This window comes from Proteiniphilum sp. X52, from assembly GCF_003712195.1.
Taxonomy (GTDB): Bacteria; Bacteroidota; Bacteroidia; order Bacteroidales; family Dysgonomonadaceae; genus Proteiniphilum.
This window is the reverse complement of sequence record NZ_RDSD01000003.1, coordinates 190,292-205,657: the sequence shown is the minus strand read 5'-3', so window position 1 is coordinate 205,657 and position 15,366 is coordinate 190,292. Positions and strand designations below refer to the sequence as shown.

The window sequence follows — 15,366 nt, the reverse complement described above, 5'->3', positions numbered from 1 at the left end:
CTTATTCTCCCACAATTACTTTCGGAAATCGGATAATCTTGTCGTTCAGCCGGTATCCTTTCTGGACACAATCCACTATCATCCCTTTCCGCGACGCTTCCGGCGCCGGAATGGTGGTAACGGCCTCAAAATGGTCGGCATCGAACGGCTGCCCGATGGCTTCGATCTCGCTCACTCCATGTTGCTTGAGGAAAGCGATAAATTTCGCATAGATGAGATCCATCCCTTCCAGCATGGCTTCTCTGTCTTCTGTCTTATGTAATGATTCCAGTGCACGATCGAAATCGTCCACCAGCGTTATAATATCAAGCAAGACGCGCTCCCCGCCGCTTTTGATCAGGTCGGCCTTTTCCTTCAACGTACGCTTGCGAAAGTTATCGAATTCAGCGTGCAGGCGAAGATAACTATCATTCAGCTCATCGTATTTCTGCTGAAAATCTTCCTCTGCCGGTTCAGGGCGGTCCACGGTATCTTCAGTCGCGTCCACCTCTGCGGCGTCATCTGCCATTTTGTCTCCGACTTCGCCGTGTATGGTCTCTTCCCAATCTTGGAATTCCTTTTCGTTGAACTCTTCGGGATCTTTGTTCGATTGATTGTTATTACCCATATAGTTGTTTTATTTGATTTCGTTCATATAATTGAGACACTCCGAAAAATCTTTTTTACCCAAATTTCCCTCAAAAGGACCATTGATTTTCAATGAGTTGAAAACCTGTAAAATCGGTTTTTGGGAATTTCGGAGCAGACTCATAATTAAAGTGACAACTTAAGCACCCGGAAACTTGACCACTCATGGACACAGGTCTCCAGGCACTTTCTCATCCCTCCACCTCTAACACTGCAAATAGTCTGCCAAAAATAAAAGTGGACAGAAGCGAGTTCAAAATAAACAATTAGCTTGGATTGAAAACCCCTCGTGTTACGAATAGACGGTGGAGACTAAAGAAAAAGTTCACACCACTCGTCGAATACCTCCACCTGATGCCAGCCATGACCGGCAAGGTGCTGCCTGATCTTTTTCAACGGCTTTTCTTTTCCCAGTTGTGACTTTGAGAAGAATTTATCGGCAAAGCAAATGATTTTCTCCTCCAGGCTCTGTGGCCGCATATCCCTGCGGGGGATCGGTAATTTACGGTTGATAATGGTTTCCAGACTTAAGCCGGTACCTGTATGCCTTTCGCACACCAATCCGTGTTTGGGGTACCCTTCTTCCGTAAGCAACTCACGACCCAGATAACCATGGCAAATATAGGGATAACTGCCTTCACAGGCAATATGCGGCGCTTTTGTCAGGAAAATGCCGATATCATGAAGCATGCCGGCTTCCTCGATAAACCGGACATCCACCGCCAATTCAGGATGTTTCTGGGCGATCGAGAGAGATTTATTGGTCACATCCGTCACATGTGAGATGTAAATATCGTAGAGTTTTGTCCCCGCCTTGTAATATTTATTGATGATTGCCTGTATATCCATAAAATTAGCTGCCCAATTGCCGTTGTGGCAGGATTGCAAAAGTAATATAAAAAACTCAAACTATCAACAAAGCAATTTAACTTATGGGATATCACAGATACATGCGCTGGAAAGATACTTATCTATTAATTGATATTATTGAGTTTTTCATAGCGGCTTTTTATTTAATTTTCCAACATAACTTCCTCAATTTCAAATTCAATATCAGCAGATTTGGGAAGTTTAGGGACAATAATACCATACCGGTGTGAACCCGGAATAGTTGCATCACCTCTTATTATTTTCAACAAATAAGAGTATGTAGTCGCTCCTGTTTTTGAAAATGAATGTTCAACTATAGACACATTGGTACTAGAGACTACATAACCTGTGAGTAGCGTGTATCTCGAAAAGTCTATTTGGCGTAACTCTTCAACACGGTCCAATTCACTTTTATCAAACAGGGCTTCCAGCTCTTTTTGGGAACGAATAACCAGCGACTTTGTATTGTTACCCATACCCATCCGGGGTAGCTCCTTTACAATTGTTGCTTCGGGGTAAGTATCATTTTTGTCATCTTCACACCCGACCATTCCTATTAAATGTAACAGCAATGGAATTATTAAAAGAGTTTTCATTATTTTCATAAGACTAAAATATTTATTTTCAATGGTGTCATATGGAATTGAGCGAAGCGAAATCGCCGACTTCCATTGATATCAAAACCGGAGGCAACATCGCTTTAGTCATGATCTTGTGTGATAATGATTATCATGCTCGTTTCATTTTATATTTTTCATGAAGAAATTTACTTTCAAATTATTCAAAATATAATCTTTCGCCTGCAAACTTATGTTACAAGCGGTAAAAATTGTCTGGAGGAGTATCCCGTTTCATGTTTCGATTAATTTTAATTTGCCATAAGAGTTAAAAAAACAATTGCCACCCAAACCTCTAATGAAATGTAAGCATCTATTTGCAAGACGAATAAAAACGAAAAACGTTGCACGGATTATAGTTAAACTTTCATTTATTTTTAAACATTTCGGTGGGAACTAAGGAAACAAACTGACAAGAATTATCAGAAATGAAATTATTCAAATCTTGATGAATCTCCCCGCCGCAAGCGGTCGGGAGATCTTAGGGGAATAAAATTAGCTACCCAATTGCCGTTGTGGCAGGATTGCAAAAGTAATATAAAAAGGTGAAACGATAAGGGGATATAACATTTATCCGGGCTTCCTCCCGGCAAAGAGGAGAGAAACCCGGATAAAACAAACCTTTTCCCGGCGAATAACCGGGCGAAACGACAAGCCTACAAATTACCGAACCGGAAACCAACATTGATGGTACGCGGCTGGGAAGGGCCGTAAATGTAAGAAGCATCACGGTACATCCCCCGGTCGTAGTCGTTTTGCATCTGATTGAAGATATTCTTCACACCCGCAAAGAACTCCAACGCAGTTTCTTTGCCCAAGTGGAAATCATAGGAGAGTCGCAGGTCGGTCACCAGGAAGCTGCGGGTTTTCTCCAGCCTTTCCCCTTCGATGATGTCGCCCCGCTTAATCGCAGCCAACTGTGCGGCATCGTCAGGGTCTCCGCCGAGATGCGGAACGTACATGGGTCCCGAGTAATTGAGCGACAGGGAAGCATTGAGATGATGTGTCGGCTTCCAGATAAAAGTCGCGTAACCATACTGGCCCGGAGTCCGTAGAAACTCTTTCGAGACACTGGATTCATCTTTCCCCCATGCTTGTGCTGTTTTATAGCGGCTTGCCTGGAAAGTAAATCCGACTTGCGTTTCTATCCGGGTGGAAAAAAGCGACTTCAATTCGAGATTGATCCCGGAAACATAAGCGCCATCTTCGGCATTCACCCGCTGGTAGTAAAAACCACGGGATTTATCATTCTCATCGATCAGCGCAAATTCATTGGCGAACGGGTCATTCAACAGCGTATAAAACCCTTCGGCCAGGAAATCGTGGTAGGTTCCTCCCCAATCGAATACAGCGTTGAAAGAGGTGGTAAAAGCGTTGGAGGTCTCTTGTTTCAAGTCAGGGGCATTCCTCGTCTCCACCCGCATGGCACCTATCAACTCTATATGAAGGTCTTCGTTGAAGATCTGCGGGGCGCGGTAGCCCCTGGCATAGCCTACCCGGAAGCGTAAATCAGGCGTCAACTTATAGAGGAGGCCCAAGCGCGGCACTAATACCCCGCCTTTCGGATCATTTCCGGTGCTTGTAGCGTCTTTGATCCGATAGTAGTCATAACGCAAGCCCAAAGAAAGGTTTACCTTGTCCGATTTCCAATCCTGCTGCACGAAAGTTCCCAACGTATTCACGGTCTGGTCGGCGAGTTTGGTGTTCTCCTGTCCCGCCGCCCCCAGCTTCACGTCATGCAGGTTGTCATTGGTGTTATCGATCCCGAAGACGGTAGTGGAGGGTGCGAACAAAAACCGGTCGCTATTCAGGTTATACTGCACCCCTACCGATGAAGTCAACCCCTTTGTATTTCCATAAGCGCCAGGATTCTGCTCCGCGCCATAATAGGAGCCACGCGCCACATGCTGGGCCGACGCATAAAGGCTCAACTTGTCATACTTGCCATTGGTAAAGAGATCATAGGAGAGGTTCCCTCCCGTGATGAGGTGGTTAAGCTGCTCGGCGATATCCGCCTCGTGGGGAAGATAATCAAGCTTATTTCCTCCCCGCCGGTATTCGCTGATCCGGTATCCGTCGAGTGATATTTTACTCTTACTCCCGGGTTTATGAAACACATTGAATCCGAAGGTGGTATTTTTCATTTCCACCTGTTCGCTGAAACCGTCACCATTGGCATCATACGCCCCCCGGTTACGCAGCATGGTGTAGATATATCCTCCCGTTTTCCGGTCGTCGGTGATTACAGACGCGTTGACGTTCAACTGCGCGTCAGCCTTGGTGTTAGAGCCTTCACGTCCCCCCACGTTGATGGCTCCGAGCCGGCTCTCGACATTGAATGAGTTCCTGGCCGGCTCCCTGGTGATGATGTTGACCGTTCCGGCAATGGCGTTTCCGCCAAACAAGGCGGAACCGCCGCCGCGCACCACTTCCATCCGCTCCACCATGTTGGTAGGAATCAGTTCCAGTCCATACACACCGGCCAGCCCGCTGAATACCGGGCGGCTGTTCAACAGTATCTGGGTATAGGGGCCGTTCATCCCGTTCATCCGCAGTTGGGTGAATCCGCAGTTCTGGCAGTTGGTCTCCGTGCGAAGCCCTGGCGTAAAAGAAAGTCCCTCGGCTATATTCACCGATTGGGTGCGCACCATCAACTCCGGAGAGATAGACGAGACAACAACCGGCGCCTCGGCACGGTTGGTCTGGTTACGGTCGGCGGTAACCACCACAGTTTCCAATTGCAGGCGATCCTCCTCAATCACAAATTTGATCTCCTCGGTTGTGTTGGCTTTCGTGGTTACTTTCCGGGTCACGCTTTTATAACCAATTCCGCTGACGCGTACGGTCAATTCCCCTATAGGCAGGTCTATTAACTGGAAGTGTCCGGTGGCATCGGTAGAAGTGCCGATGGTCGTACCATCTATTGACACAGTCACATAGGGAACATGTTCCCCCCGGCATTGCACATCGCCTACGATATTGGCATCCGTGCCCGCGTGTGCTTGCGCCTTTCCCGCAACCACAGTAATAAAAAGGATTATGGTGATTAATATAATTTTTTTCATATGATTATTTTATTTTTTTATTTCGGTATATGGAACTCGCTTTTTTAGTCATGATCTTGTGTGATAATGATTATCATGCTCGTTTCATATGATTATTTTTTTAAACTCAACACCCGCTAAAGCAGGCGGGTTATACTTCGGCCAAAGCTGGCCAAAGAATAAGCGGCTAAAGCCGGCGGTTTTGACCGCAACGTTTAGAAATAAATTACTCAACTTTCGCCAGTGGCATGACTGCAACCAAAGCGGAGACCTTTAGATGCATACATTTCAAACTTACATGCGAAACTTGAATAAATTATAAACATGTCCGCGTTATGCCATAGAGAGAACCCATATTTGAGAAGCAAGCGACTCAAATAGTCCCAATGGAAAAAGCAGAATAATTTAAAAAAAGCCTGAAGAAATAGTTTAATTTGAATGGACCATGCTGATTGATAACCGAAAATCAACACGAGCCGACACGGCCCACGACCGTTTCCGGCCAGAGAAAGAAAATTCACAAAATCTGCAGATCCATCCCGGGTTGAGAGGGAGGAGAGCGGCCTCTTGATTTTTCAAAGCATTTAAGATGTAGTGAAGGGTAGAGATAAGAGAAAACCCTTTTGCAGCCCATTCTGAGGAGAGTGGCGGTCAGCGTGACTAAAACAAAGAACAGAAACTGAAGTTGAGCCAAAACAAACAGTTCCGCTGCCGTATGATGGTGTGTTTTAACAGGGGCAGGATCCTGGCTCTTTTTATAGGGGTGGGCATGCAGGATGACTTGTCCATCGGACAAGCGGTGGGCATGCAAAAAAACGGCATTGTTCAGGATAAACAGACCGAGCACCGCGATTAACAACCGGGCGATCTGTTTTGCTATGCTGTTTCTGAATGCCAATTTCATCTTGCTTCACCGCTCACGAATTACAAAAGTACAAATTTAGACTCATCTAACAAATTTTTCCGTCAGAGAAGAACATTTTTTTTCGCATCCTTCTCGCGGAGCGGGCATTACAAGGGCACGACGTATTTCTTCATTGCGGTATCCTGGAACGATTTGGGGACCGCCGATCTCACCTCGTCGATAATAATACCGATCATACGTTCCCGCAAAAATTCCGGTCGGGTGACCAGGCTGATTTCACGTACCGGCGTGGTGTTTTTGAAAGGACGAACATTCTTTTTTTGTTTCTCGCCCATATTGGCAAGTGCCATCTCAGGGATCACGGTAAGCCCTTCGTTCTGGTCCACGATATTGATAAGGGTATCGATACTTCCGGCTTCATAGGAAAAAACAGAATTGTTATTTCCTCGCTTTTTCTTCAAATTACACAAGTGCAATATCTGCGTCCTAAAGCAGTGCACTTCATCCAGTAACCACAATCTGGCGGCACTCAAATCACTTTCGTCAAGTGTGGTTTTGGCAAATAGCGCCTTCTCCAACGGGGAAACATAAGCGAAAAACCGCTCGTAATAGATCGGATATTCCTTGATGGAAGGTTCTTTCAGGGGTGTAGCCAGAATACCTCCATCCAATGAATCATTGGAAAGTCCTTTCAGTATCTGATCCGTGGTCAATTCAGAGATAACGATGCGGACATCATACTTGTTCTCACGATGGACTTGCATCAGTTTCGGCAAAAGATAAGGTGACACAGTGGGAATAATACCCAAACGGAAGACACCTTTCACAATACCTCTCTCCTCCTGGATAATCTCCTTGATCTGACTTACCTGCGCCACCGCAACACGCGCCTGGTTGATGATCCGCTCGCCGATATCGGTAGGCTGCACCGGCAATTGGGAGCGGTCGAAGATTTTCACGCCCAGTTCTTCCTCCAGTTTCTGGATCATCATGCTCAACGTAGGCTGAGTCACAAATGAAGCCTCGGCGGCTTTGGAAAAATGGCGGTAATTATCTACCGCGATGATGTATTCTAACTGCTGGATGTTCATCTTATTATCTTACTTGTAACTGGAGAAATATTTCATGAACTGCACCCGTTCGTAGAGGGCGGAATCCTTGATGTTGGCATAGTTCAACTTGCCCTTGAAATCATCAATCCGGGCATAGTTGTTTTGGAGCATCCATTCCTCCATGCACATGAGAGTATCTTCTATCACGTCGGGTCCTTGCTCGTAAAGCAGGCTGCAAAGTTGAATAGCCCCCGCCCCGGCCAGAATCCCCTTGACAGCGTCTTCCCAGGAATGCACTCCATAGGAGCAGGCAATGTCGAAATCGGGCACGCGCCCCGAAACGATGGCCGTCCATCGAAGGGTTTCACTGAAGTCGGAAGGATTACTGAATACCGGACCGGGGGTGATTTCCAGATTTTTGATATCGATATCGAGTTGATAAAAACGGTTAAAGAGCACTACTCCGCCCGCACCCAATGCTTTGAGTTTTCCTACGAGCCCCGGCAGGTTGCTGATATTCTTGGCCATCTTTATCACCACAGGGATACGGATAATCTTCCTCAATTCCCTCACAATATTCACATAAGAGTCCTCCAGATAGGTATCTCCCAATTCGCCCGCGTTCAATACAAACAGGTTCAGTTCTATGGCATCGGCTCCGGCATCCTGGATGGTCTTGGCAAATTCAACCCAACGGCTTAATTTATAGCAGTTGATGCTGGCCACGATAGGAATGTCACACTCTTTTTTGGCTGAACGGATCAGATCGAGATACTTCTCCATGTGATTCATCTCGATATATGTGTTGATATAATCGGCCGCTTCAGGGTAATCGGCGATCCGGGAAAGTTTTTCGGAATGATTCTCGATCTGCTCCTCGAACAGCGATTTCAACACAATTGCCCCTATACCGGCATTTTCCAGCTCTTTCATTTTCTTTACTGAATTAGTAAGACCGCTACTCGCCGCTACTAACGGATTCTTTAACCGTAACCCTGCGAAGGTTGTTTCTAAATTGACCATGAAATCACGATGTTTTTCAAAAAATTTATACTCAACAAAAATAGGCATTTTATCGATAAGATCAATACCTTATATCGGAAATAAAAGGGGATTAACCCGAAGTGCGGCCTCAACGGCTCCCAAAGATCAGTGTACCAATCCGTACCATGGTACTTCCTTCCTCGATCGCGACCTGATAATCGCCCGTCATTCCCATGGAGATTTCCTTGAATGCGGGATCATCCGGGAAATAACCGGTTTTCAATTCGTCGAACAACGATTTCAATTGGCGGAACTCTTCGCGTACCTGATTTCGGTCATCGGTAAAGGTAGCCATGCCCATTACTCCTGCTATCCGTACATGCGGACATGCTTTCCATCTACCCTCTTCAAGGAATTGGCGGCATTTGTCGCGTGAGAACCCCGATTTGGTTTCCTCCTCGGCAATATGGATCTGCAGCAGACAGTGAATAACCCTGTCATTGGCAGCCCCCTGCTTTTCGATCTCGAGCATCAACCGCTCATTGTCGAGGCTATGGATGAGGGAGATAAAAGGAGCTATCTGCTTCACTTTGTTGCGTTGCAGATTGCCGATAAAATGCCACTCTATATCTCCGGGGAGTAGTTCTTTCTTGGCCACCAACTCCTGCACCCTGCTCTCTCCAAAGACCCGAAGCCCGGCATCATAGGCTTCCCTGACCGTCTCCGCGGGATGGAATTTGGAAACCGCGACCAGCGTCACGCCCGGCGGAACGGTTTCCCGCAAACCGTCGATATGGGATCGTATAGACACTACTCTTGATTTTGATTTTTCTCTTCGCCATAAGGGAAGACATCCATGATGGCTGTCTCGGTTACCGAAGCGATGGCATAATCGATCATGGTCTTTTTCATTTCCGCCTCCACAATCTCCACGGCTTCTTTCAGCATGGAAGCCTGCACCAGCATGTTGACCGCCGTTTTCTTTTCCGAACCGCTCTTTTCATCGAGGGTAATGAAATAGAGCTTCGCCTTATAGTAACGGTCGCCCGTTTCATTGAAGAACGATTCGGCATATTTCACCCGTTTAATATCGGACACCGAAAATTCACCCGATATAAAAGGTTTGATCTCTTCAATAATCCTCGCTTCCGCCTCGGTGAACGACAACGCGTCTACCAGATAGGGTTCAGTGACTGTTTTCTGCATGCCGGTCTCCAGCATCTTGTCATATCTTATCTTGCACTCAAACCAATTGTACATATATTTTTTATTTGCCGGTTGCATCCTTTCGCAACGCAGTGCAAAGTTATGATTTTCCACCATTGATTTCAACCCTCATGGGTGCTAATTATCTCAAAAAAAATGATACTTTTGCAGATTATCGGTTAAAAAATGATTGGAACCCTTGCAAATACAGTGGCGGTAGCGGGCGGAGGCATCATCGGCCTGCTCCTCAAAAAACGAATGCCGGAACGTGTCACCACCATCTATTTCCAGGCAATCGGCTTGTTCACTTTGGCCATTGGCGCATCCATGGCCATCGAGATGGAGAAGATATTGATGGTGGTCAGCAGCCTTGCCATCGGCTCCCTGTTGGGGGAATGGGGCGATCTTGAAAAAGGGACCGAGCAGATGAGCGGGTGGCTGAAGCACCGTTTCCGCATCGGCAGTGAAAAATTTTCGGAGGGGTTGGTTACCGCATTCCTTCTTTTTTGCGTGGGGTCCCTCACCATCATCGGCACCATTCAGGAAGGGACAGGCGGTTCACCGGACCTGCTTTTCACCAAGTCGCTGATGGACTTTTTCTCTGCCATACTGCTGGCCTCCGCGTTTGGGGTGGGTGTAGTCATATCCGCCATTCCGCTTTTCATCTTCCAGGCCTCTCTCACTTTATTGGCCAAATATGCCGCCACCCTCTTCACCGACGACATCATCCTGGGCCTTACCTCCACCGGCGGCATATTATTGATTGGATTAGGGATCAACATACTGGGTATCAAAAAGCTACGCATCATGAACATGCTTCCCTCACTGGTCATCGTTGTGCTGCTGATCTGGCTATTCGGATGAACGGAGAAGCATAGGACAAGTTGGGAAGGATCGATGGAAATTACCTGTCAAAGGTGTAGCGAAGCGTAGCGCCGAAACGGGTGGGATATCCACGCTGCACAAATACATTTACCTGCGCGGTTGTCATATCTTTCGCTTCGAACAAAAATGAGTCATACTTCGTGTTAAAGAGATTCTCCACCCAGCATTCCAATCCAAAGGCACCTTTCTCCACCGCGACACTCGCATTGGTTATCCCATAAAAGGGTTGATAAAGGTCTTCCGTTCCGCCATCATTTTGATTCGATTCCGTCCAGTAGATCTTCCCGACACCCTTGTATTGCATATTTCCGACCACCCGGTCGACAAATGAGCCGTAGGGAAGGTGATGTACATAACTGGCCCCTAAGCCCAATGTATGCCGTGGGGCGAAAGGCACATGTTTTCCCGAATAGTCTGCCTGACCAGGCCCTTCCTCCCCAATCTTATACTTCACAAAACGGGCATCGGCAAATCCATATTCTGCAAAAAGCGACAGATTGGCCACCGGCACATACTTCAGGCTTAACTCAAAGCCTTTACTTTCCGATTTCCCGGCATTGGCGATAGTACGTCCCGACGTACCCTGTTTCGCCAATTGGGTGATCTGCAAATTATCCACATGGGTATAAAAGAGAGCGTAGGTAAGGGAAAGTTTCCTATCCAGCATCTCATACCGACCTCCCAACTCGTAAGTCCAACTGGTTTCGGGATCGTACGAGAGTTGGCTTTCTACGGGCGCCATAGGGGGGATCTCGGGAAGTTGAACGTTGCCAGGCACATAGGGTTTAAGGTTCCTAATCAATGATTCCATAAGCGCACCCTGGAGCACATCCGAGAAGACCTGTTCATTGTACCCGCCGGTTTTGTATCCTTTTGAAGCGGAAAGATAGATTTGTGAGGTAGGTGACATTTGGTATTTCAGCGCGAACTTAGGCAATATTTTCCAGAAGTCTTTTCGAAAAGATCCTTCCAGCAAGGTATCTCCCTCCACAAATATGGGATCGACAGGCCTGGGAGTTTGAAACACCATGTTAACATCTCCCCCGTCGCTTTTTGTGGAGTAATCGAGACCGGTATGTTCGTAGTCGAACCGGATGCCGGCTGTGGCTGACAACCCCTCCACACCAAAAAGATTATTGAGTGTGGACTGGTGGAATAAAGCGGCGCCGCGCGAGGGTTTGGCATATACTCCGGGCAGGTCGATCCGGTCACGGGCATATACCAGGCGAAGGGGTGCTCCAAGGTTCCCCATAAGGATGTCCAGAGGACGCTGCAATACCTTTATCATATCTTCCTTCAGCGCCACCGGCGTATCAATCTCCCGATGGTCAATAAAACCGAAGGCGCCCACCACCCAACGGTAGTTTCCCGGCTTGTCAGATTTTACGGTAAACTCCTGGCTTACGGAACGTTGTTTCTGTTTCTGGTGGATAGAAAACACGGATTTTGGGCTGTAATCCTGGTCCATCTTCATATCATCCTTCAGGTATTGGAAACCGGTAGTGGAGTGAATGGTGTAACCATTTCCGGTGAAATTGAGCGACAGCCCGTTGGTAAACAGGTGACGGTCGTACGACGACGGCTCGTTAAAACTGGCAGCCGTGGAATCCTTATGCATATAGGGGAAAGCACCACCGGCCAGATAATCATAATTGCCGAAAAACATTGCTTTGAACGAGGGAGAGGCCTGCCACTCCAGTTTAAACCTGCCACCGGCATTTTCAGAGGCATCGACTTTCTTTCCGGCGTGGCTGTTCATGAAATAACCGTCGTCTCGTTTGTAATAGCCCGCCAAGGAAAGGCCGAACCGATCGGAAAGTTTTCTGTAGTCCGACCCTTTTACCGAGAACTGCCCATAATTACCTCCGCTCACCATCAGCTTTGTGCCCTGAAAAGTGAGTGGCGAAAGGGTGTAGATATTCACAATACCACCGATGGCATTTCTTCCGTAGAGCGTGCCCTGTGCCCCCCGAAGCACCTCGATCCGCTGGATATCCTGAAATTCAAAATCGAATGCAGAGGGATTGAAGCTGGGCACATTATCCACATAGAGGCTTACCGTCTGTGCCCCGAGGCGGGCGCCCACACCACGGATATAGATTGGCGTGGAGACTTTCGCCCCGTAGGAAGGGATAAAAAAGTTAGGAATAAAAGTACTCAGCCCGGGCAACGACTCAATACGGGCATCCTGCAATTGCCGGGGAGACACCACCGACACAGCCGTAGGCAGATTCCTCAATTCATTGGTCTCTTTGACGGAACTGCTTACCACTACCTCATTAAGGTAGTATACTTTTAGCGTATCATTGGGATGAATCTCCTTAGCCCGATCATTATCATCCGCAAACACGAAAAGAGTACCGCGCAAAATAAATATTAGTAAAAATAACTTTTTCATCTGTTTATATTTTTTTATTTTCCTGTTTTCGGTATATGGAACCTTTGATGTTTCGATTCCCCGCTATGGCAAAGGGCAAACAAACCTGTCCTTTGCCAGTTTTGGCAAATAACTATTGCCCGGCATGTCTCGAGCAAGATAGAGATAGCTCTCGTGCAAGCGTTCTTTTAGCTTAACGAAAATATTCGGGGACAAAGGAACGGAAAAATGGCATACCGGTCAATCACCACAATTAGTGATTTTTTTCTTCAAGAAAGATATTTGTAAAAAAACAGCTCTTTTGATGCAACGTTTTCCTCTTTTTTTCATCTATAAATATATAAGTATAACTTTTTATGGCTCTCAATGATAACCTATGAGAAGATTTGTCTTAAAAACCTATGGAAAAGTGATCGCCTGGATCTTAACTGCTTTAGGGCTTTACACCTCTTGCGATATCATATCTCCCGCGGAGTATGGCACCCCCACCGCGGACTTCATCGTCAGGGGAAATGTCAACGACGCACATAACATGCAACCCATTGAGGATATGGCTGTCATCCGTAAATCCCGTACGCCACCTTACGGGAATGACACCGTAAGAACCGGCGCGGACGGAAATTACGAATTGGAATTCACGGAAATCGCTTCCGGCCCGGAAGATATCACGGTGTACACTTCGGATACCGGGGAGGGGAAATACCTGTCCGATACTATACGGATAAAAGCGGATGAACTAAAGCAAATTAAAAAAAGAAATAAAAAATGGTATAACGGTAAATTTGAAGGTAAGGCTGATTTTTCGCTTAAAAGAGAAACCGGTCCGGCACCCGGGCACGACGAAGAATAAAAACTCAAACCAAGTTGTATGGATCCGAAAAAGAAATTCATTCTTTCTCTTTACCAGCAGCATAAGGCCACGCAAACCAAACTGCATAACCTATCATACCTTTTCTGGGAGTGCACTTTACGTTGTAATTTCGATTGCCTGCATTGCGGAAGCGATTGTACCAGACAGTCCGCCGTAGCCGACATGCCCAAGGAGGATTTTCTGAAAGTTCTTGAGGATATCCGTCCACATGTAAATCCGCACAAAACCATGGTTGTGGTTACAGGTGGCGAACCATTGGTACGCAGGGATCTGGCAGAGTGCGGGCAGGCAATGTACGATATGGGTTATCCATGGGGATTGGTGACCAACGGTTGGGGATTGAATGAAAAAAGATTACAGTCTCTCCTTGACTCAGGACTACGCTCTGTGACAGTCAGCCTTGATGGTCACACGGAAGAATCGCACGACTGGTTCAGGGGGAAGAAAGGCTCCTGGCTACGTGCGCTGAATGCGATATCAGGAGTTGCATCAACCCCCGGCCTGGTGTATGATGTGGTAACATGTGTCCACAAAAGAAACATCGCTGAGCTGCCAAAACTACGTGATTTGCTCATCTCCCTCGACGTCATCCGCTGGCGGCTTTTCACTGTTTTTCCGAAAGGGCGCGCCAAAAACAATCCCCTCCTGAAACTCTCTACCGAAGAGTTTCTACAAATGATGAATTTTATTCGTGACACTCGTCGCCAAGGAAAAATCAGCCTGTCCTACGGTTGCGAAGGATATCTGTCGGATTATGAGATGGAGGTGCGCGATGCTCCCTTCTTTTGTCAGGCGGGTATTCATATCGCCTCAGTGCTTGCCAATGGCGATATCAGTGCCTGTCCGAGCCTCAGGGGCGATTATGTGCAGGGTAATATCTACCGGGACGACTTCTGGACTGTCTGGAACACCCGCTACCAGATTATGCGCGACCGCTCATGGACAAAAACAGGGAAATGCGCGTCCTGTAAATCATATCACTATTGCCAGGGGAACGGCCTCCATCTTCGTGACGAAAAGACCGGAGAACTGTTGCAATGCCATCTGGAGATGATGGGCATCAACCCGTGCACGCAAAAAAGGTTGGTCAATAACAAGAACTTTATAAACAAAACAGCCGTCCTCTGAAATACACAACAGAGCGATTTACCCGTAAATCGAACAGGAATGATTCTTCATTGTTAAACAAAGAAGTGGAAATGATGAATCCTATGAAAAAAGCGTTACTTATTGTGGATGTCCAGAACGATTTCTGTCCCGGAGGCGCCCTGGCCGTAAAGGATGGTGACAAGATAATACCTGTAATCAACCGGATCATGGATCGGTTTGGCATGGTGATCTCATCGCAGGACTGGCATCCGGCCGATTCAGTGCATTTTGAGAAGTGGCCGCCACATTGTGTCGCCGGAACCGAGGGTGCCGAATTCCATCCTGATCTGGAGACCAATAAAATAGACCTGCGACTGTTAAAAGGGACGGACAATAAAGACGACGGCTATTCCGCTTTCGAGGCCACCAACACATCGCTTGCCGATTTTCTTCGCGAAAACAATATCCAGCACCTGTATGTTTGCGGTCTCGCCACAGATTATTGCGTGAAAGCTTCTGCCATTGATGCGGTCACACAAGGGTTCCATACCTATGTGATCACCGATGCCATCGGCGCGGTAAATGCACAACCCGGCGATGACGAAAAAGCATTACATGAAATGCGCGGCAAAGGATGTATCCTGATTGAATCTGGAGAAATTCAATGATGGATCATCGTATCATTGCTACCCCAGGCGTCGATGCTCGATGCGGCGGATCAATTCGCACAATTGGATATCCCCGAACGTTTCCGCTGGCTGACGGCAATACGCAGTTCCATTATCCAGACATCACGTCCGCATCCCAGGAATACGGGCGACCTGGATAAAACATTTGACCGTTTGTTTGAAGAGTTGGTGAAGTGAGAAGTAGGAACAA

14 protein-coding genes and 1 pseudogene are annotated in these 15,366 nt (G+C 47.1%); 5 read left to right on the top strand and 10 right to left on the bottom strand.

Annotated elements, in window-relative coordinates; all coding sequences use genetic code 11:
• Position 1 precedes the first annotated feature (1 nt).
• From D7D25_RS04550 to D7D25_RS04510, 9 genes are all read right to left on the bottom strand, one after another.
• Positions 2 to 607: a nucleotide exchange factor GrpE gene (locus D7D25_RS04550; RefSeq protein ID WP_122967764.1), complete on the bottom strand. Its 606-nt coding sequence runs from the start codon at positions 605 to 607 to the stop codon at positions 2 to 4.
• Positions 608 to 939: 332 nt separating this feature from the next.
• Positions 940 to 1,476, bottom strand: coding sequence for an HD domain-containing protein (locus D7D25_RS04545; protein ID WP_122967763.1), 537 nt, complete (start codon positions 1,474 to 1,476; stop codon positions 940 to 942).
• A gap of 164 nt (positions 1,477 to 1,640) precedes the next feature.
• Complete coding sequence (locus D7D25_RS04540; RefSeq protein ID WP_122967762.1) at positions 1,641 to 2,102, bottom strand: hypothetical protein; 462 nt, start codon at positions 2,100 to 2,102, stop codon at positions 1,641 to 1,643.
• A gap of 668 nt (positions 2,103 to 2,770) precedes the next feature.
• The gene (locus D7D25_RS04535; protein ID WP_122967761.1) at positions 2,771 to 5,179 is read right to left on the bottom strand and encodes a TonB-dependent receptor; all 2,409 of its coding nucleotides are present in this window, start codon (positions 5,177 to 5,179) and stop codon (positions 2,771 to 2,773) included.
• Positions 5,180 to 5,675: 496 nt separating this feature from the next.
• Positions 5,676 to 6,062, bottom strand: coding sequence for a hypothetical protein (locus tag D7D25_RS04530; RefSeq protein WP_122967760.1), 387 nt, complete (start codon positions 6,060 to 6,062; stop codon positions 5,676 to 5,678).
• 107 nt (positions 6,063 to 6,169) lie between these two features.
• Positions 6,170 to 7,114, bottom strand: a complete 945-nt coding sequence (locus tag D7D25_RS04525; RefSeq protein WP_122967759.1) for a hydrogen peroxide-inducible genes activator — start codon at positions 7,112 to 7,114, stop codon at positions 6,170 to 6,172.
• A 9-nt stretch (positions 7,115 to 7,123) separates the two neighbouring features.
• Positions 7,124 to 8,098: a dihydroorotate dehydrogenase-like protein gene (locus D7D25_RS04520; RefSeq protein WP_122967758.1), complete on the bottom strand. Its 975-nt coding sequence runs from the start codon at positions 8,096 to 8,098 to the stop codon at positions 7,124 to 7,126.
• A 109-nt stretch (positions 8,099 to 8,207) separates the two neighbouring features.
• Positions 8,208 to 8,870 carry a YggS family pyridoxal phosphate-dependent enzyme gene (locus tag D7D25_RS04515; RefSeq protein ID WP_122967757.1) on the bottom strand — a complete coding sequence of 221 codons (663 nt, stop codon included), beginning with the start codon at positions 8,868 to 8,870 and terminating at the stop codon, positions 8,208 to 8,210.
• A complete protein-coding gene (locus D7D25_RS04510) occupies positions 8,870 to 9,319 on the bottom strand; it encodes a DUF4494 domain-containing protein (RefSeq protein ID WP_122967845.1) in 450 nt (149 codons plus the stop codon). The genes D7D25_RS04515 and D7D25_RS04510 overlap by 1 nt, the downstream gene beginning before the upstream one ends.
• 132 nt (positions 9,320 to 9,451) lie before the next feature.
• On the opposite strand from D7D25_RS04510, the gene D7D25_RS04505 reads away from it, so the two are divergent.
• Positions 9,452 to 10,129 carry a DUF554 domain-containing protein gene (locus D7D25_RS04505; RefSeq protein ID WP_122967756.1) on the top strand — a complete coding sequence of 226 codons (678 nt, stop codon included), beginning with the start codon at positions 9,452 to 9,454 and terminating at the stop codon, positions 10,127 to 10,129.
• A gap of 40 nt (positions 10,130 to 10,169) precedes the next feature.
• On the opposite strand, the gene D7D25_RS04500 is transcribed toward D7D25_RS04505, so the two are convergent.
• Positions 10,170 to 12,548: a TonB-dependent receptor gene (locus tag D7D25_RS04500; protein ID WP_122967755.1), complete on the bottom strand. Its 2,379-nt coding sequence runs from the start codon at positions 12,546 to 12,548 to the stop codon at positions 10,170 to 10,172.
• 355 nt (positions 12,549 to 12,903) lie between these two features.
• On the opposite strand from D7D25_RS04500, the gene D7D25_RS04495 reads away from it, so the two are divergent.
• The 4 genes and pseudogenes from D7D25_RS04495 to D7D25_RS04480 all read left to right on the top strand — a co-directional run.
• Positions 12,904 to 13,377, top strand: a complete 474-nt coding sequence (locus D7D25_RS04495; RefSeq protein WP_122967754.1) for a radical SAM-associated putative lipoprotein — start codon at positions 12,904 to 12,906, stop codon at positions 13,375 to 13,377.
• Between the two features lie 18 nt (positions 13,378 to 13,395).
• Positions 13,396 to 14,526, top strand: a complete 1,131-nt coding sequence (locus D7D25_RS04490; protein WP_122967753.1) for a TIGR04133 family radical SAM/SPASM protein — start codon at positions 13,396 to 13,398, stop codon at positions 14,524 to 14,526.
• An 83-nt stretch (positions 14,527 to 14,609) separates the two neighbouring features.
• On the top strand, positions 14,610 to 15,155 hold the full coding sequence (locus tag D7D25_RS04485; protein WP_122967844.1) for a nicotinamidase: 546 nt from the start codon (positions 14,610 to 14,612) through the stop codon (positions 15,153 to 15,155).
• Positions 15,156 to 15,212: 57 nt separating this feature from the next.
• Positions 15,213 to 15,353: pseudogene (locus tag D7D25_RS04480) on the top strand (DUF3037 domain-containing protein); the annotation flags it as partial.
• Positions 15,354 to 15,366 lie beyond the last annotated feature (13 nt).